Here is a 17,591-nt window from a genome sequence, read left to right as displayed (position 1 = left end):
CACATCGCGATTCATGTCCTGAACTGACTTCATTTTCTTTTCCGTGGTCCCGCTGTCAACAGTCCTGCCCGGTAGCTAATCGCTCGGCGCGTCCTCAAGGCCGTGGCGCTCAAAGTGAACTCACTTACACGCTGATCACATGCTCTCCTCCCCGCCCCCGGCGACCGGCCGCTCACCGCGTCACCTAAGCTCCTCGCCATGAACGAGGGGGAGAGTGCATGAACGACGGGGAGAGTGGCAGACGCGTCGTCGACGGGCGCTTCGAGCTGGAGTCCAGGCTGGGCGGCGGCGGTATGGGCACGGTGTGGCGCGCCCGCGATCTGCTGCTGCACCGCTACGTGGCCGTCAAGGAGGTACGGCCGGCGGACCCGGACCTCGCCGAGTACGACCCCGGCACGGCACGGATGCTGCGCGAGCGGGTCCTGCGCGAGGCCCGGGCGCTGGCCAGCATCCAGCACCCGAACGTCGTGACGATCCATCACATCGTCGACGGCGGCGAGGGCACGTACCCGTGGCTCGTCATGGAACTGGTCGGCGGCGGTTCCCTCGCCGACCGGCTGGCCCGGGGGCCGATGAGCCCCGCCGAAGCCGCCCGTGTCGGCCGAGGCGTGCTGGACGCCCTGCGCGCCGCCCACGCCGCCGGAGTCGAGCACCGCGACGTCAAGCCCGCCAACGTCCTTCTCCGCACCGACGGCCGGCCTGTGCTCACGGACTTCGGCATCGCGGCGATCCGGGAGGCCACCGCCCTCACCGCCACCGGCTCGATCATCGGCACCGCCGACTACATGGCCCCCGAGCGCGTCTCCGGCGACCCCGGCGGGCCCTCGGCCGACCTGTGGTCCCTGGCGATGATGCTGTACGTGGCCGTCGAGGGCGACCATCCGCTACGGCGGGGAACGACGCTGGCCACGCTGGCCGCGGTACTCCACGAGGACGTGCCGCCGCCCGTGCGCGCCGGGTCTCTGACCCCGGTACTGGGGCGCGTGCTGGTACGGGACCCCGCGGCGCGGCCGGACGCGGAGACCCTCGACCGGATGCTGGCCGCCGCGGCGGAGACGGTGCCCGAGCAAGCGGCGAAGTCCGGTGCCGCTCCCGCCACGACGTCCTACCGGCTGGCGCCGCCGCAGGACGCCGTCCCCGTCCCGCAACCGCCGACGCACGTCGTCCCCATGGCGCGGGCGCGCGGGCGGCGGAACCCGCGCCGCACCGCGCTGGCCACGCTCGCGGCCGGTGCCATGCTGGCGGGCGGACTGATCTGGGTCGCCTTGCCCGGCGGCGACGGGGGCGAGGGCGGCAACGGCGGTGCGGCGGCGGCACCCACCGGAGGAAAGACCCGGGCGACGCAGCGGCAGAGCCCCAGCCCCACGGGCTCGACGAAGACGCCCGCCACAGCGGCGTCCACCAACCTGCTCACGCCCGAGAACATCCGGACCGTGATCGCGGCCTTCGAGAAGGCGTCGGGAAGCGACCGCTTCGGCAGCTTCCTGATCTACCCGGACCACGCCTCCGCCGACATGATGGTGGACGGCAGCCAAACCCGGTACGTCAGCTACACCTACCGTCCCGGGGTCGGAGCGGAGGAGGGCATCATCAAGGGCACTCTCTCCGGCGGCAACACACCGGTGAGCCTGAAGGACTTCCGGTGGGACGCCGTGCCCGCCCTGTTCGCCCGGGCGGCCAGGGAACTGAAGGTCGAGGACCCGACGTCCCGCTACCTGTTGATGCGGAAACCGGACAAGGTCTTCGGCACACCCGCCGGCATGGCGGTCTATCTCAGCAACGAATTCGGCGAGAGCGGCTACTTGCAGGCCGACACCCAGGGCAAGGTGGAGAAGGTGATGCCGGCCGGAGGGTGAGCCGTTGGATCGTGTGCGTCAGCGCTTGATGTGCACGGTGATCTGGAGGGCGCCGCCCATGACGCCGGCGGCGCTGATCGCGACGGCGGCCTCCTCGTTGCCGGTGAGGGCGAGGACAAGCACCGTGGCGAGGGTGGCCAGAGTGGTCACGATCGTCGGCCATGGACAGAGGCGATCGGAGGGCTCGGTGCCCGCTGAGGGGCGGTCAAGGTACGTCACGGCTTCTGCCCCCTTACGACGGAACGGCAAGCCAACGTCTGGCGAGGGGAAGAGCCTGTCTCGCGAAGCCGAGATCGGCTCATGTGATGTGGATCACGTCGTTAGTATGCCTGATACATGCACAGAAGCGGAGTTGGACGGATCTCCCGCCGTTCGTGTCGCGGCAGCCGCTCGTCAGAGGCGGACGGTCATCTCCACGGTCACCTCGTCACCCGCCGAGAGCTTCTGCGGCTTGCGTACCGCGGCCTTCAGCGGCAGCAGGTAGACGCCGTCCTTGGGGAAGAGCGAGGTCTCGAAGGTGACTTCGCCGATCCGGGCTGCGACGGGGATCACCCCCCAGCCGTACGTGGCCATCGAGGCCACCTCACGGATGTCGGCGGACTCCATGTCGGGTACGGGGACGAAGTAGTACGGGGCCGGTCCGCGCCATTCGGTCACCGTGCCGGTGAAGGTGAGTTCCATGACGCCAGTCTCCCCGCCGGGTGACCCCGCTCCCACCGGGGGTCAGCCCCGGTAGCCCCGCAGTTTCCGGTACAGCGTGGCGCGGGCGATGCCCAGGGCCGCCGCGGCACGGGCCTTGTTGCCGCCGTGGCGGTGGAGGGCCTCCAGGATGGCGGTGCGCTCGGCGTGCTCCATCGGACTGAGGCGCCGGGCCGCGGGCCCCTCCCGCACGGGGTCCGGCAGCTCGTCGCGCCGGACGGGTCCCGTCGCGCGACGGCTCTCGGTCAACGCCCTTACCAAGTGGGCGAGTTCGGTGACGTTGCCGGGCCACGGATGCCGCTCCAGGGCGCGCAGCGCGTCCAGTGTCCAGGTGAGCGGTGGCTGTCCGGGCGCGGGCCTGGGAGGCAGGGCGGGGAGCAACTCCCTTATGTCTTCAGGTCGTTCACGAAGTGCGGGGAGGGTGACCGAGCGGGCTGCCAGTGTGTCCAGGAGACGTTGGAGACACGGGCCCGGAGGGGCTCCCGGGGTGTAGGTGACCAGCAGGGGCGCGCCCGGGTGCGTGTCGAGCAGGGAGTTGAGGGCCGCCACGTCGGGCTGCGCGAGACGTTCCGCGTGGCGGATGAGGAGAGGACGACCGTCCGCCAGCCCGCCGAGTCCGGCGCGGATCTCACCTTCGGCGGCGTCGACGGTCAGCGGCCCCGCGGCCAACTCCCGTGCGAGCGAGGTCTTCCCGGTGCCGCGCTCGCCGACGAGCAGCAGGGGCTCCCGGGTCAGGGCCAACTCCGTCGCGCGGCCGACGGCATGCCGCCAGGGCACGGAGCGTCCGGCCAGTGCCACGGTGGTTCGTCCGGCCGAGACCACTGGCGTACGAACCGCCGGTTCCAGCACGGCGACCGCACCGATGACGGAGCCGAGGTGCTGGACGAGCGTGACCGTCGCGGAACAGTCCGCACTGTCGGGAAGCCGCATGCGGAACGAGGTCGAAGGCGCCGGGCCGTCCGCGGCTCCCAAGACGGCACCACCGGCCATCGCGTGCGTCACCGCCCCGGGGGCTTCGGCGGGGCCGGCCGCCGCTTGCGCTGTGGCCGCGTGGGATTCGGTGAGCCCCCCGTCCCGCATCCACGCGACCGTGCTCCTCTCCAACGCCTCCAGCCCTTCCGGCGACAGCGACTGCCCCGCGGCCTCGCTGACGAGGCGGTTGCGTCCGTCGAGGGCGACGACCGCGCGCCCGTGCTGCCGTACCGCCCGCAGATACGCGTCCAGCAGCACACGTTCCGCCGCCCGCGACCGGGCGAGGAGTTCCGCCTCGACGGCGGTCGCCGCGGCCTCCGCGAGAGGGGCCCCCGGATGGGGGGTGACCTCGGCACGGAGCCCGGAGGCCACCGTCACCGTGCCGAGTGTCCGGCCGGTCTCCGGTGCCAGCACCGGCACACTCACCGCGGAGACGTCCTGCCACGCGTCGAGGAAGTGCTCAGGGCCGTGGACCTCGGCGCGGCGGCGCGTGTGGAGCGCGAGGGCCGCGCTGTTGTGGCCGACCGCCCGCTCGGAGAGGTCACGGCAGCGCGGGTCGCCCGGAGCGCATCCCGTGGCCCACAGCACCCGCAGCCGCTCGTCGGTGAGCACGAGCGCCCCCTGCCCGGTGCCGAGGGCCGGGGCGATCCGTTCGAGCACGGGCCGGGCCGCGGTGAGGAGGGTGGACTCGGCCGGTCGTACCGAGGTCCGCGGCGCCTGCGGAGCCGAGTCGGAGCCGGTCACGTCGTGCCGTACGCCGAAGAACCGGGCACGCTTCCACGCGGCGACGACTTCCTCGGGTACGTCGTCCGGCAGTTCATGCCCCGTCAGGAACAACTCACGGGCCCTGCGCAGGGAAGCGAGCGCGGGGCGGACGGAGGGATGCTCTGTGGTGGTCACAACGCCACTCACCGTACCGGGCGCGCTTGAACCGGCAACAGACGCCTGCGGCTCGCGGGGGCCGACCCGTGTCGTGCCCCACACCCGCGGTCGTGAACGAGCGCGTCCGCCGTCCCGTATCCAGTCTGGACGCGCACTGCCCCCTGCCCGGCCCACGCACTGTCTCCAATTGAGACACCCACGCTCCCGAACCCCCCTCCATGATCTTGAACGTTCGGCGCCTGTTCTCATTCCCTGGAGCGTCTCCCCGTGCACACCGTCGAGCCCGATGTCGTGACCGACGTACTGATCGTCGGCAGTGGCCCCGCGGGCGCCTCCGCCGCGCTCGCCCTGAGTACCTACGGCGTACCGAACATCGTCGTCACCCGCTACGCGAGCCTCGCCGACACGCCCCGGGCCCACATCACCAACCAGCGGACCATGGAGGTGCTGCGCGACCTCGGCGTCGAGGACGAGGTCGTCGCGAAGGCCACGCCCCAGCACCTGATGGGCAACACGACGTTCTGCACCAGCCTCGCCGGTGAGGAGCTCGGGCGGGTCCGCTCCTGGGGCAACGACCCGCTCGTCCAGGCCGCGCACGAACTGGCCAGCCCCACCCGCATGTGCGACATGCCCCAGCACCTCATGGAGCCGGTGCTCGTCGACGCGGCGGTCGCGCGCGGCACGAACCTGCGTTTCAGCACGGTCTACAAGTCCTTCGCGCAGGACGCCGACGGTGTGACGGTCACCGTCGAGGACCGGCTGCGCGGCGACGAGTACACCATCCGCGCCAAGTACCTCATCGGCGCCGACGGCGGCCGCTCGCAGGTCGCCGAGGACGCCGGGCTGCCGATGGGCGGACAGATGGGCGTCGCCGGCAGCGTCAACATCGTCTTCGACGCGGACCTGACGAAGTACACCGCCCACCGGCCGTCCACCCTGTACTGGGTGCTCGCCCCCGGTGCCACCGTCGGCGGCATCGGCGCCGGTCTCGTCCGCTGCGTCCGGCCCTGGAACGAGTGGCTCATTGTCTGGGGCTACGACGTCACCGCGGGCGCCCCCGACCTGACCACCGAGTACGCCGAGTCCGTCGTCCGCAAGCTGGTCGGTGACGACGAGATCCCGGTGACCATCAGGTCGTCCTCGGCCTGGACCGTCAACGAGATGTACGCGGAGACGTACTCCAGCGGACGGGTCTTCTGCGCCGGTGACGCCACGCACCGCCACCCTCCCTCCAACGGCCTCGGCTCCAACACCTCCATCCAGGACTCCTACAACCTGGCCTGGAAGCTCAAGCTGGTCCTCGACGGCACGGCGTCCCCGAAGCTGCTGGACTCCTACACCGCCGAGCGCGCCCCGGTCGGCCGGCAGATCGTCACCCGCGCCAACAAGTCCATCGGGGAGACCGCCCCGATCTTCGAGGCGCTCGACGGGCTGTCGCCCCAGACCCCGGAGCAGCTGTGGGCCAACATCGCCGCCCGCAAGGAGGACACCGAGGCGGCCGAGAAGCAGCGGGCGAAGCTGCGCGAGGCGATCGCCTTCAAGGTGTACGAGTTCAACGCGCACGGCGTCGACCTCAACCAGCGCTACACCTCACACGCGGTGGTCCCCGACGGCACCGACGACCCCGGCTTCGACCGCGACCCCGAGCTGTACCACCAGCCCACCTCCCGCCCCGGCGCCAAACTCCCGCACGCCTGGATCACCTCGGGCACCCGCACCCTGTCGACGCTCGACACGGTCGGACGGGGCCGATTCACCCTGATCACCGGCATCGGCGGCCAGGGCTGGGTGCGGGCGGCCGGCGCCCAGGACCTGGAGATCGCCACCGTCGTCATCGGGCCGGGGCAGCAGTACGAGGACCCGTACGGCGACTGGGCCCGGCTGAGTGAGGTGGCCGACGGGGGAGCCCTGCTCGTCCGGCCGGACGGGTACGTCGCGTTCCGGCACGCCACGGCCGCCGCGTCCACCGAGGACGCCGAGAGGTTGCTGACCGGGGCGGTGCGACGGATCCTCGGACATGCCTGACGGGAACAGGCGCGAAGAGCCGCGGGACCAGGGGAGCCGTATGAGCACCGCGTTCACCAGCCACATCACTGAGGCGGTCGTCGACAGCCTCGAAGGCACCGCCGACCCCCGGCTGCGCGAGATGCTCGGCGCCCTCGTCCGCCACCTCCACGACGCCGTCCGCGAGACCGAGCCGACCATGGAGGAGTGGGAGCGGGCGATCGGCTTCCTGACGGCGACCGGGCAGACCTGCACGGACACGCGGCAGGAGTTCATCCTGCTGTCGGACGTCCTCGGTGTCTCGATGCTCGTCGAGACCCTCAACGCCGACCGCGCCGGGCCCGGGGCGACGGAGTCGACGGTCCTCGGCCCGTTCCACATGAGCGAGTCACCGGTCCGGGAGCTCGGCGCGGACATCGACCTGGTCGGCGGCGGCGAGAGTTGCGTGGTCAGCGGCCGGGTACGGTCCGCGGACGGCACCCCGCTGCCGGGCGCCGTCCTCGACGTCTGGCAGGCGAACCCCGAGGGCTACTACGACGTGCAGCAGCCCGGCGTCCAGCCGCCGGGCAACGGGCGCGGGCTGTTCACGGCGGACGCCGAGGGCCGCTTCTGGTTCCGTACGTGCGTGCCGAGCCCGTACCCCATCCCCACCGACGGCCCGGTCGGTGACCTGCTCCGCGCGACCGGACGGCACCCCTACCGTCCCGCCCACATCCACTTCATCGCCTCGGCCGAGGGGCACGTGCCGGTCACCACGCACATCTTCGTGGCCGGCACCGACTACCTCGACTCGGACGCGGTGTTCGCGGTCAAGGAGAGCCTCGTCCAGGACTTCGCCGAGACCGACGACCCGTCCCTGGCGCGGGAGTTCGGGGTCGCGAACCCGTTCCGGCACGCGCGCTTCGATCTCGTCCTGAGGGAGGAGCGGCCGTGAGGGAGTTCGTCCACGAGGCCCGGCCGATGCGGGTCGTCTTCCGGCCCGGGGCCTCGGTGAGCGCGGTGCCGGGGGAGGCGGACCTGCTCGGGCTGAGGCGGCTGCTGGTCGTGTGCGGCCCCCGGGGCGAGGCCACCGCGCGGGCGGTCGCGGACTCCCTCGGTGACTCCTGCGCGGGGCTGCACGCCCAGGCCCGTATGCACGTGCCCGTCGAGGTCGCCGACCGGGCCGTGGACGTCGCGCGGGCCGCGGGCGCCGACGGTTGTGTCGCGGTCGGCGGCGGCTCCGCGATCGGCCTGGGCAAGGCCATCGCCCTGCGCACCGGTCTGCCGCTGATCGCCGTGCCGTCGACGTACTCCGGCTCCGAGATGACCTCGGTCTGGGGTCTGACGGAACAGGGCGTCAAGCGGACGGGCCGTGATCCGTCGGTGCTGCCGCGCAGCGTGGTCTACGACCCCGAGCTCACCCTGTCGATGCCGGCGGCCCTGTCCGTGACGAGCGGTGTCAACGCGGTGGCGCACGCCGCCGAGGCGCTGTACGCGCCGGACGCCTCGCCGCTGGTGTCGCTGATGGCCGAGGAGGGCGCTCGGGCGATGACCCATGCCCTGCCCGGGGTGGTGGCCGACCCCGAGGACCGCGACGCGCGCGGGCGGGCCCTGTACGGGGCCTGGCTGTGCGGCGCCACGCTCGGTGCCACCACGATGGGGCTGCACCACAAGCTGTGCCACGTCCTCGGCGGCACGTTCGGCCTGCCGCACGCCGCGACGCACACCGTGGTCCTTCCGTACGCCCTCGCGTACAACGCGTCCGCCGCCCCCGAGGCCATGGCCGCCCTGGCCCGCGCCCTGGGCACCGAGGACCCCGCCCTCGCGCTGTGGAACCTCTCCGCCCGCCTCGGCGCACCCCGCTCCCTCGCCGAACTCGGCCTGAGCGAGCCCGACCTGGCACCGGCGGCGGCACAGGCCGCCGGTCAGGCGTACGCGAACCCCCGCGAGGTCACCGCGGACGGCGTGCTGGAATTACTGCAGGCGGCGTACGAGGGCCGGGCCCCGCGGTCGTCGTGACCGCCCCGGCCGGGCCGCTGCCCGCGCCGACTCCACTGTGACCTCCTGATGAAGAACTGAAAGGTGAACTCCATGGCCCTCGGACTGCTCCGGCGGCGACTGAAGGGTGCCTCCGCGGGCACGGCAGGCAGCACGCTTCCGGTCCCGGCCGGCGCGGGCGTCGTCGTCCGTGAGGTCCTCGACCCCGTCAACCAGCCCATGGGCGGCGCCGAGGTGACGGTGACGGAACTGCGCACCCACCGGATCGCGGCACGCGGCACCACCGACCCGTACGGCTTCTTCACGGCCGTTCTGCCGCCGGGCGGCTACAGCCTGCTGATCGTGGCGGAGGGTCTGGAACCGCACCGCGAGACCGTCGACGTCGTCGCCGACACCGGCCTGTCCCCGCAGCGCGTATGGCTCCAGACGGCCCGGCAGCTCGAACTCCCGGTCCCCGGCACCTGGCTCTTCGACCCGCCGCACACGGCTATCCGCTTCATCGCCAAGCACGTCGGCATGGCCCATGTGCACGGCCGTTTCGAACGCTTCGAGGGCGGCATCCAGGTCACGCAGGACGTGTCCGAGTCCCGTGTGCACGTGCGCATCGACGCCTCCAGCATCAACACGGGCAACAACACCCGGGACGCACACCTGCGCTCCGAGGACTTCCTCCACGTCGAGCGCTATCCGCACATCGACTTCACCAGCACCCGCTTCTCCTACCGGGGCGGCAGCAAGTGGACGCTGCTCGGCACCCTCACCATGCACGGCGTGAGCCGGTCCGTGGGGCTGGACACGACGTACCTGGGCATGGTCAACGGCGGCTACGGCGAGGAGCTGCGCTGCGCGGCCCTGGCCAAGGCGGAGCTGCACCGCGAGGACTACACCCTGAACTGGCGTTCCATGCTCGCGCGTGGCATCGCGGTGGTCGGCCCCACGGTCCAGCTGGAGCTGGACGTCCAGGCGATGTACCGCACCCACGACACGCCGACGCCACCGGAGTGACCCGCCGCGGACGCCGGGAAGGGCTCAGCCGCCCAGGTAGGCGAGCTCGGGGAAGTGGCGCTGGTAGGCGTCCAGCAGGCGCCTGGCGACGGTGTACGAGTCGATCAGCGGGTGGATGGTCAGTGCCCTGACCGCGTGGGTACGGTCGCCGGTGGTGGCGGCACGGATGACCGCGCGCTCGACCGCCTTGACCGCGCACACCAGGCCCGCGCCGTGGTCGGGCAGCGGGGATCCGGCGATGGGATGGGCGCCGTTGGCGTCGACGTGGCAGGGGACCTCGATGACGGCGTCGTCGTCGAGGACCGGGATCCGGCCCCGGCCCCGGACGTTGAGGATGAGTGCGGTGCGCTCGTCCCGGGCGATGGCCCGCATGAGGGCGAGGGCCACCTGCTCGTACCCGCCGGACTCCAGGTCGCAGGAGTCGCGTTCGCCCATGCCCACGGCGTCGCGGTTCTCCGCCATGTACGTCGTCTCGCGCTCCAGGCGGGTGGCGTCCCAGGCGTCCCAGGCCGCGCGGGGTGCCGGCGGGCCGGCGCCGTCGGTGCCCATGGCGTCGTAGAAGCGCTGCTGCTGGGCGCGGAGGAAGGCGCCACGGGTCTGCTCGGCGGCCCGGGCGGAACCGACGGACTCGCGGTGGAAGTAGTAGTAGTGCAGGTACTCGTTGGGCAGCGCGCCGAGCGTGCGCAGCAGGCCGGCGCCGAAGAGCTTGCCCTCCTCGAAGGAGGTCAGCGCGCTCTCGTCGGCGAACAGGGACGGCAGCAGGTCCCGGCCGTCGGCGTACAGGCCGCACAGCCAGCCCAGGTGGTTCAGGCCCACGTAGTCCAGGCGGACGCGGGCCGGGTCGGCGCCGAGCGCCCCGGCGACACGGCGGCCGAGGCCCACCGGCGAGTCGCAGATGCCGATCACCCGGTCGCCGAGGTGGGCGGTCATGGCCTCGGTGACCATGCCGGCCGGATTGGTGAAGTTGATGACCCAGGCGTCGGGGGAGCGGGCCGCGACACGGCGGGCGATGTCGAGGGCCACGGGAATGGTGCGCAGTCCGTAGGAGATGCCGCCTGCTCCGACGGTCTCCTGGCCGAGGACGCCTTCCTCCAGGGCGATCCGCTCGTCCGCGGCGCGCCCGGCGAGCCCCCCGACCCGGATGGCGGAGAACACGAAGTCGGTCCCGGTGACCGCCTCGTCGAGGTCGGTGGTGACGGTGACGGCGGGCGGGTCGGGGTGCCCGGCCGCCTGGTCGGCGAGGACCTTGCGGATGGTCGCCAGCCGGGAGGCGTCCAGGTCGTGGAGGGTCACGTCGGTGACGCGTCCCTCGCCGCGGTCTCCCAGCAGGGCCCGGTAGACCAGCGGGACGCGGAAGCCGCCGCCGCCCAGAATCGTGAGTCTCATATCTCGACCACCTCGACTCCCGCCTCGCGCAGCCGGCCGCAGGTCGCCTCGTCTCCGGGGGCGTTGGTCACCACGATGTCGAGGTCCTGTGGCCCGCACACCCGGGCCATGCCGGTGCCGGGGAACTTGCCCGCGTCCGCCACCAGGACCACCTGGGCGCTCGCGGCGATCATCGCCCGTTTCACGGGCACCTCGACGGCGGTGGTGTCCAGCACCTGACCGTCGGGGCGGACGCCGCTCGTGCCGAGGAACAGCCGGTCCGCGTGGATCTGGCGCAGATTGTCCTCGGTGAGGAACCCGACGAGTGAACGGTACTCGCGCCGGACCACACCGCCCAGCAGGATCAGCTGGACGTCCTTGTCGTCCTGGAGCTCCTCGTAGACGGCCAGATTGCTGGTGATCACGGTCAGCCCCCGGCCGTGCAGATGGCGCGCCACCCGATGGGCGGTGGTGCCGATGTCGAGCAGCACCGTCTCGCCGTCCCTCACCAGTTCCGCGCACCACGCGGCCAGCGCGTCCTTGGCCTCCACCCGGACCGCGGCCACGTCGGCGAACGGGTCGTCCTCACCGTCGAGGGGGGCCGCGCCGCCGTAGACGCGCTTGAGCAGCCCCTCCTCCTCCAGCTGCACGAGGTCACGCCGGATGGTGGCCTGGCTGGCCCCGACCTTGTCGGCCAGGGAGGTCACCGTGGTCGGCCCCTCCGCGCGCAGGACGCGCAGGATCAGCTGATGTCTTCGGTCAGGGAGCATGCGCTGACCATACTCGCCAACTCGCCAAACTCAAGCAAAGTCGCGCATGAATGTCTCGATCTCTGCTTGACCCTTGTCAAACTCGCGCACCGGGTGCACTCTCTTGCGTAATTCGAGCCAGGCCCGGACCCCACTCCGGTCCGCCGAAGCGGAGAAGAGGCATATTTCGCCGCCCCGACGCATCGGCGACGTCCGAGAGGACCAGCTCACACCGTTCCGGGTAGCCAGGCGCGTTCGCGGACGCCGACGCTCTTCGGCCAGCCGGAACCCCCGCCGCGCCCGCCGCCGCCCACGACCAGCAGGTCCTTGCCGGACACGCCGAACACCAGGAGAAAACCGTGGACCTTTCCCGCAGACGATTCCTCGAGGCCGCCGTGCTGACGGCCGCGACGGCCGGTCTGACCGCCGCGTGCGGCGGCGGCTCCGGAAAGAGTGGCAGCAAGGACAGCAAGAACCTCAAGTTCTGGTACTGGGCCGGCGGCCTGAGCGACAAGGTCGTGGCCGACGCCAAGAAGCACTTCTCGGACGCCACCCTCAAGACGTCCGTGATCGGCGGTGACTTCAAGACCAAGCTGCTCACCGGCCTGAAGTCCGCCGCGTCCGCCCCCGACATCACCGGCATCAAGGGCGAGGACATCGCCTCCTTCCTGCCCAACGCCAACCGCTTCATCGACCTGAACACGCTCGGTGCCGACAAGCTGGCCCCGGACTACCTGTCGTGGAAGCTGAAGCAGGCCACCAGCCAGGACGGCAAGCTCATCGGCTTCCCGATCGACATCGGTCCCTGCGCGATGTACTACCGCGAGGACCTCTTCGACAAGGCGGGGCTGCCCACCGACCCGGCGAAGGTCTCCGCCCAGCTGTCCACCTGGGACGCCTACTTCGACGCCGGCGTCGAACTGCACAAGGCCCTGCCGAAGACGTTCCTGATCAACAACATCGGCTCGGTGTTCACGATGATGATCGGGCAGGGCACCACGCGGTTCATCGACGAGAACAACAAGTTCATCGGCGACCAGGACCACATCCGCACCGCCTGGACCACCGCGGTCAAGCCCTACACCCTCAAGATCGACGCCAAGATCAACGACAACACCTGGAACGCCGCCATCGGCAACGGCACCCTCGGGACCGAGATCGGTGCCGCCTGGCACGCGCTGGACATCTCCAACGCGGCACCGGGCACCAAGGGCAAGTGGCGGGTGGCGAGCCTGCCCGGCGGGCCCTCCAACCTGGGTGGGTCCTTCCTGGCGCTGCCCTCGACCTGCGCCAACCCGGACCTGGCCTTCAAGGTCATCACCTGGATCCTCAGCCCCGAGAACCAGGCCCGCGGCTTCACCGACGCGGCCCTGTTCCCGACCGCCCCGGCCGCGTACAAGCTGCCCGCGCTGACCGGGGGCGACGCCTTCTTCGGCGGTCAGAAGACCATCGAGATCTTCGGCCCGGCCGCCGAGAAGATCCCCGCCGCCTACGAGGCCCCGGCCGACGCGGCCGTCTCCGCCGCCTACTTCAACCAGCTGACCGCCATCGAGTCCAAGGGCAAGGACCCCGAGCAGGCCTGGAAGGACGCGGTCAGCCAGGCCAAGCAGATCGCCCAGCGGCAGGGAGTGAAGTGACATGTCGTCAAGCCCGGTAGCCGGCCCGGCTCCCACCGGTCCGCCCTCGGGACCCGCTGCCGGCCCCACCGGGCGTCCCGCCCCGGACCACCGCCGTGGTCCGGGGCGGCCCCGCCGGGTCCGGCCGGTGTCGGCCGGGGCCCGGCGCGGGCCGCGGCGCGGGATCGCCCGGTACTGGCCGCAGTACCTGGCGGTCTCGCCGTACTACCTGCTCTTCTCGGTGTTCATGCTCTTCCCGATGCTGTACACCGTGTACCTGGCGTTCCAGAAGTGGGACGGCATCGGGGACATGCAGTTCGTCGGGCTCCAGCAGTTCCGCTTCCTGTGGGACGACCCCATCTTCTGGCTCTCGCTGCGCAACACCCTGGTCATCTGGGTGCTGTCGACCGTGCCGATGCTCTTCATGGCGCTGGTGATGGCGGTCCTGGTGAACTCCACCAAGCGCTTCACCGGCTTCTACCGCGTCGCCCTGTTCATCCCCAGCATCACCTCGCTGGTGGCCATCGCGATCTTCTTCGGCGCGATCTTCAGCAACAACTTCGGCCTGATCAACGCCATCCTGAAGGGGCTGCATCTGTCGGCCGTGCCATGGATGAGCAACGAGTGGACGATCAAGCTGGTGATCGCGGCGCTGATGACCTGGCAGTGGACCGGCTACAACGCCATCATCTACCTCGCCGGTCTCCAGGCGATCCCCTCGGAGCTGTACGAGGCCGCGCGGATGGACGGAGCCGGCCCGGCACGGATCTTCTTCTCCATCACGATCCCGCTGCTGCGGCCCATCATCCTGTTCACCGTGGTGATCTCCACGGTCACCGGCCTGCAGAGCTTCACCGAGCCCCAGGTGCTGTTCGGCAGCGACGCCTCCACCAACCCCAACTCCGGAGGCCCGGGCCAGGCGGGCCTGACCACGCTGCTGTACTTCTACCACCAGGCCTTCGACAACAACGACTTCGGTTACGCCGCCGCGATCGTCTGGGCCTTCTTCCTGGTGATCCTGCTCATCGTCATCATCAACTGGCGCCTGGTGCAGCGTAAGGAGCGACGGCCGTGAACAGCCAGAACCGCAAACGCCTGAGGGGCCTGAGCGTCCACGCCGTCCTGATGATCTGCGTCGTCATCTCGGTGTTCCCGTTCTACTGGATCGTCGTCATGGCGACCAACACCTCGCAGGACATCTACAGTTACCCGCCGAAGCTGTGGCTCGGCGACAACCTGCTGACCAACATCCAGCACCTCTTCGACAAGATGGACTTCTTCGGGTCGCTGTTCAACACCGTGACCGTGGCGGTCTGTACGACAGCGCTCGTCCTGTTCTTCGACTCGCTGGCCGCCTTCGCCTTCGCCAAGTACGAGTTCCCGGGCAAGAGGTTGCTGTTCGGGCTGCTGCTGGCGATGTACATCCTGCCGACCCAGCTCGCGATCATCCCGCAGTACGAGATCATGGTGCAGCTGGGCTGGCTGGGCACCCTCAAGGCGCTCATCGTGCCGGCCGCGGCGAACGCCTTCGGCATCTTCTGGATGCGCCAGTACACCAGCACGGGCGTCCCCGACGAACTGCTGGACGCCGCCCGCATCGAGGGTGCCGGGTTCTTCCGGCAGTACTGGCACGTGGTGCTGCCCTGTGTCCGCCCGGCGCTGGCGTTCCTCGGCATCTACACCTTCATCGCCGCCTGGAACGACTACGTCCTGCCCCTGGTCATGCTGGTCGACCCGAGCCGGCTCACCCTCCAGGTGGCGCTGGCGCAGCTGTACGCCGGCCACTCCACCGACTACAGCATGGTGATGGCCGGGGTGCTGCTGGCGGTCATCCCGCTGGTGCTGGTGTTCACCTTCTTCGCCCGCGGATTCATCGCCGACGCCACGAAGGGAGCCCTGCGCTGACCAACTCCCCTCCGTCGCGTGGTGCGCGTCCCTCAGAGAGGGAGCAGCAGCGCCGAGTCCTCGTGGAGGGTGATGCGTACGGGGGTGAAGTCGACGGCGTCCACCCGTGACTCCCCGGTGCCGGGGTTGAGCGCGTAGCGCGGGTGGGCGCCCGCGCTGATCTGCCAGCGGACGCGGTGTCCGACGGCGAACCGGTGGGCGGTGGCGCTCATCTCCACGGTGACCTCGGTGGGAGCCGCGCCGGACGTCCGCACCGGGGCCAGCCCGTCACAGACGTTGACGGAACGGCCTTCGGTGTCCACGTCGCACAGGCGGGTGAAGACGTCGGCGTGTCCGGTGTCCGTCGCTACGGTCAGCCGTGCGGAGACCGGGCCGACGACGTCGACGGGCTCGGTCAGCGGAGGACCCGTGAAGGTCAGGACGTCCGGCCGCACCTCCAGGGTGCCGTTGTCGCGGGGGCCGGCGTCGGGGGAGAGCAGGGGCCCGCCGAGGGACGGTGTGGGGTCGGCCGGGTCGTGGCGGAGGGAGGCCAGAGGGGCGTTGTCCGTGGGGGCCTGCTGGACGAGGTGCCCGTCCGGCGTGGGAAACCACGCCGTGGTGGCGGCCGGGTCCGTCGGCCAGTCATCGAGGTCCCGCCAGGTGTCCTCCCCGCCGAGGTGGACGCGCACCGCGGTGGGGCGCAGCCCCGAGGCGTCGCCGCACAGGTGCGCGCGCAGCCAGGCGAGGCTCTCGGTGAACACCTCGGGCCAGCCCTGTCGCAGGGCGGAGGTATGGGTCCAGGGGCCGACGAGCAGAGCGGCCTCGCATCCGGCCCGGCGCAGTCGGCCGTACTGCTCCAGCGTCTGGTCGAGCAGGGCGTCGTGCCACCCGCTGATCAGACCGGTCGGGACGGTCAGCCCCTCCGCGGCCGCGGCCACTGACGCGCCGTGCCAGTAGGGGGCGTCGGCGTCCGGATGTGTCATCACGTCGTCCAGCCAGGGCACTTCGTCGCCGAGGGCTGACCCGTACGCCCCGCGCAGTGGCCGCGCCGTGGTGATCCCGCGCAGTCGGCGCTTCAGGCGCAGGGTGGCTTTCGCCAGGGGTAGGAGACCTCGGTGCTGGTACGTCATCCCCACGGCGACAGCGAGGGCGGTGTCCAGGCGCAGGGCGCCGTTCCCGTAGAACAGGGCGTGGGGGTCGTGCAGGCCCACCTGCACGACCATCGCCTTCAGCTCCGGTGGCGGATCCAGGGCCAGTGCCCACTGTACGTAGCCGAGATAGCTGGGGCCGATCGTCCCCAGGGCGCCGGTGAACCAGGGCTGGTCCCGCAGCCAGGACACCGTGGCCCGGCCGTCGGCGGCCTCGTTGCGCCACAGGTCGAAGGCGCCGCCCGAGCCGCCGGTGCCGCGGCAGCTCTGCAGGACAACGTGGAAGCCCTGTTCGGCGAAGAGCACGCCGTACATCGGGGACCACGGTATGCCCCTGCCGTAGGGCGAGCGCACGAGGAGGGTCGGGAAGTCGCCCTCGGCACGGGGGAAGTAGTGGTCCGTGACCAGCGGGCTGCCGTCGGCGCCCGGGACGGTCAGCCCCGGCTCCCGTCCGACCTCGTACAGCCTGGCCGGAAGGCGGCGCCAGGTCGCCCTCAACAGCCGGGAGGACAGCGGCGGTTTCCCGCCGGGCGGTGTCCAGGCAGGCCGGGGCGAGGCGTGTGCGGTGTCGTGGGTGTGTGAGGTCATCGGGGTCCCCCTTCTCTATTTCCGTACGTTGTACGAGAATAGAGCATGCTTGGATGACGTCCGCAAGGGCCGCAGTGACGAGGAGAGGAACGCGAGGACCGTGACCCGTGAGGGCGGGTCCGGCGCCACGGGCGTCGACCCCCAACAGCTCTGGCTCGGCGACGCCCGGCCCCGCAGGGGACGCAGGCCCGCCTTCAGCCGCGAGGCGATCACGGAGGCGGCCGTCTCCCTGGCGGACGCGGAAGGGCTCGAAGCGGTCACCATGCGGCGGGTCGCCGAACGCGTCGGAGCCGGAGTCATGTCGCTCTACAGCTACGCGCCCGACAAGGAGACGCTGGTGGAGCTGATGGTCGACCACGTCAGCGGGGAACTGCCGACGGCTTCCCCACCCAGCGGTGACTGGCGTGCCGACCTGCGGGCCGTCGCCCATCTCCAGCGTGACCTCATGCTGCGGCATCCCTGGCTGCCCGCCGCGCTGTCCACCCGCCGGGTGCCCGGCCCCAACACCCTCGCGTTTCTGGAGCGCGTGCTCGCCGCGCTGCGGCCCACCGGTCTCGACGGTGCGGCGAGGCTGGAGGCGTTCGCCCAGCTCACGGCGTTCGTGGCGGGGCATGTCGCGCATGAGCTGGCGCAGGCGTCCGTCGCCAGGTCCCCCGACCGGGCGGCGGCCGAGGCACGTTACCTGGCGGCCGTCGCGGCCGACGGCCGCCATCCGGAACTCGCCGACGTGCTCGCCTCGCCCGGGCGCGCCCTCGACCCTGCGGCCACGTTCGGGCGCTTTCTGAATCGGCTGATCGACGGTTTGGACATGGACTGATGTGGCGGGTCGGGGGACTCGTCCGCCGG

At 71.2% G+C, this 17,591-nt stretch carries 15 protein-coding genes; 9 read left to right on the top strand and 6 right to left on the bottom strand.

Annotated elements, in window-relative coordinates; genetic code table 11:
* Positions 1-218 precede the first annotated feature (218 nt).
* Positions 219-1,856 (top strand): serine/threonine-protein kinase, encoded by a 1,638-nt coding sequence (locus tag ACZ49J_RS07160; protein ID WP_467452243.1) that lies wholly within the window; start codon positions 219-221, stop codon positions 1,854-1,856.
* Positions 1,857-1,874: 18 nt separating this feature from the next.
* On the opposite strand, the gene ACZ49J_RS07155 is transcribed toward ACZ49J_RS07160, so the two are convergent.
* From ACZ49J_RS07155 to ACZ49J_RS07145, 3 genes are all read right to left on the bottom strand, one after another.
* Entirely contained in the window at positions 1,875-2,006 is a 132-nt protein-coding gene (locus ACZ49J_RS07155) for a hypothetical protein (RefSeq protein ID WP_468348209.1), read from the bottom strand.
* 243 nt (positions 2,007-2,249) lie between these two features.
* Complete coding sequence (locus tag ACZ49J_RS07150) at positions 2,250-2,537, bottom strand: DUF1905 domain-containing protein (protein ID WP_467452240.1); 288 nt, start codon at positions 2,535-2,537, stop codon at positions 2,250-2,252.
* A gap of 42 nt (positions 2,538-2,579) precedes the next feature.
* Positions 2,580-4,427 (bottom strand): helix-turn-helix domain-containing protein, encoded by a 1,848-nt coding sequence (locus tag ACZ49J_RS07145; protein ID WP_467452239.1) that lies wholly within the window; start codon positions 4,425-4,427, stop codon positions 2,580-2,582.
* 249 nt (positions 4,428-4,676) lie between these two features.
* On the opposite strand from ACZ49J_RS07145, the gene ACZ49J_RS07140 reads away from it, so the two are divergent.
* The 4 genes from ACZ49J_RS07140 (at position 4,677) to ACZ49J_RS07125 (ending at position 9,395) form a co-directional block, all read left to right on the top strand.
* The gene (locus ACZ49J_RS07140; RefSeq protein ID WP_467452238.1) at positions 4,677-6,434 is read left to right on the top strand and encodes an FAD-dependent oxidoreductase; all 1,758 of its coding nucleotides are present in this window, start codon (positions 4,677-4,679) and stop codon (positions 6,432-6,434) included.
* Positions 6,435-6,474: 40 nt separating this feature from the next.
* The gene (locus ACZ49J_RS07135) at positions 6,475-7,347 is read left to right on the top strand and encodes an intradiol ring-cleavage dioxygenase (RefSeq protein WP_467452236.1); all 873 of its coding nucleotides are present in this window, start codon (positions 6,475-6,477) and stop codon (positions 7,345-7,347) included.
* A gap of 26 nt (positions 7,348-7,373) precedes the next feature.
* The gene (locus tag ACZ49J_RS07130) at positions 7,374-8,411 is read left to right on the top strand and encodes a maleylacetate reductase (RefSeq protein ID WP_467452289.1); all 1,038 of its coding nucleotides are present in this window, start codon (positions 7,374-7,376) and stop codon (positions 8,409-8,411) included.
* A gap of 72 nt (positions 8,412-8,483) precedes the next feature.
* Entirely contained in the window at positions 8,484-9,395 is a 912-nt protein-coding gene (locus ACZ49J_RS07125) for a YceI family protein (protein ID WP_467452234.1), read from the top strand.
* A 24-nt stretch (positions 9,396-9,419) separates the two neighbouring features.
* Here the strand turns inward: ACZ49J_RS07125 and ACZ49J_RS07120 are convergent, their stop codons facing one another.
* Together ACZ49J_RS07120 and ACZ49J_RS07115 are read right to left on the bottom strand one after the other, a co-directional pair.
* Positions 9,420-10,781 carry a 6-phospho-beta-glucosidase gene (locus ACZ49J_RS07120; RefSeq protein ID WP_467452233.1) on the bottom strand — a complete coding sequence of 454 codons (1,362 nt, stop codon included), beginning with the start codon at positions 10,779-10,781 and terminating at the stop codon, positions 9,420-9,422.
* On the bottom strand, positions 10,778-11,530 hold the full coding sequence (locus tag ACZ49J_RS07115; protein ID WP_467452232.1) for a DeoR/GlpR family DNA-binding transcription regulator: 753 nt from the start codon (positions 11,528-11,530) through the stop codon (positions 10,778-10,780). Before ACZ49J_RS07115 ends, ACZ49J_RS07120 begins: the two co-directional genes overlap by 4 nt.
* Before the next feature lie 338 nt (positions 11,531-11,868).
* On the opposite strand from ACZ49J_RS07115, the gene ACZ49J_RS07110 reads away from it, so the two are divergent.
* From ACZ49J_RS07110 to ACZ49J_RS07100, 3 genes are all read left to right on the top strand, one after another.
* Positions 11,869-13,146 carry an extracellular solute-binding protein gene (locus ACZ49J_RS07110; protein WP_467452231.1) on the top strand — a complete coding sequence of 426 codons (1,278 nt, stop codon included), beginning with the start codon at positions 11,869-11,871 and terminating at the stop codon, positions 13,144-13,146.
* A gap of 163 nt (positions 13,147-13,309) precedes the next feature.
* Positions 13,310-14,200, top strand: a complete 891-nt coding sequence (locus ACZ49J_RS07105) for a carbohydrate ABC transporter permease (protein WP_467452288.1) — start codon at positions 13,310-13,312, stop codon at positions 14,198-14,200.
* Positions 14,201-14,250: 50 nt separating this feature from the next.
* A complete protein-coding gene (locus ACZ49J_RS07100) occupies positions 14,251-15,030 on the top strand; it encodes a carbohydrate ABC transporter permease (RefSeq protein WP_467452286.1) in 780 nt (259 codons plus the stop codon).
* A gap of 32 nt (positions 15,031-15,062) precedes the next feature.
* On the opposite strand, the gene ACZ49J_RS07095 is transcribed toward ACZ49J_RS07100, so the two are convergent.
* Complete coding sequence (locus ACZ49J_RS07095; RefSeq protein WP_467452230.1) at positions 15,063-16,745, bottom strand: CocE/NonD family hydrolase; 1,683 nt, start codon at positions 16,743-16,745, stop codon at positions 15,063-15,065.
* Positions 16,746-16,845: 100 nt separating this feature from the next.
* Here ACZ49J_RS07095 and ACZ49J_RS07090 point away from each other — a divergent pair, with 100 nt between their 5' ends.
* Positions 16,846-17,562, top strand: coding sequence for a TetR/AcrR family transcriptional regulator (locus ACZ49J_RS07090; protein ID WP_467452285.1), 717 nt, complete (start codon positions 16,846-16,848; stop codon positions 17,560-17,562).
* The last annotated feature ends 29 nt before the right edge of the window (positions 17,563-17,591 follow it).

It is taken from the genome of Streptomyces sp. NPDC030840, assembly GCF_055572015.1.
This window is presented reverse-complemented; position numbering and strand designations above follow the sequence as displayed.

Coding starts and splice junctions, on each gene's coding strand:
- ACZ49J_RS07160 (WP_467452243.1), top strand. CDS start 219: ATGAACGACGGGGAGAGTGGCAGACGCGTCGTCGACGGGCGCTTCGAG.
- ACZ49J_RS07150 (WP_467452240.1), bottom strand. CDS start 2,537: ATGGAACTCACCTTCACCGGCACGGTGACCGAATGGCGCGGACCGGCC.
- ACZ49J_RS07135 (WP_467452236.1), top strand. CDS start 6,475: ATGAGCACCGCGTTCACCAGCCACATCACTGAGGCGGTCGTCGACAGC.
- ACZ49J_RS07130 (WP_467452289.1), top strand. CDS start 7,374: ATGCGGGTCGTCTTCCGGCCCGGGGCCTCGGTGAGCGCGGTGCCGGGG.
- ACZ49J_RS07125 (WP_467452234.1), top strand. CDS start 8,484: ATGGCCCTCGGACTGCTCCGGCGGCGACTGAAGGGTGCCTCCGCGGGC.
- ACZ49J_RS07120 (WP_467452233.1), bottom strand. CDS start 10,781: ATGAGACTCACGATTCTGGGCGGCGGCGGCTTCCGCGTCCCGCTGGTC.
- ACZ49J_RS07115 (WP_467452232.1), bottom strand. CDS start 11,530: ATGCTCCCTGACCGAAGACATCAGCTGATCCTGCGCGTCCTGCGCGCG.
- ACZ49J_RS07100 (WP_467452286.1), top strand. CDS start 14,251: ATGATCTGCGTCGTCATCTCGGTGTTCCCGTTCTACTGGATCGTCGTC.
- ACZ49J_RS07095 (WP_467452230.1), bottom strand. CDS start 16,745: ATGACCTCACACACCCACGACACCGCACACGCCTCGCCCCGGCCTGCC.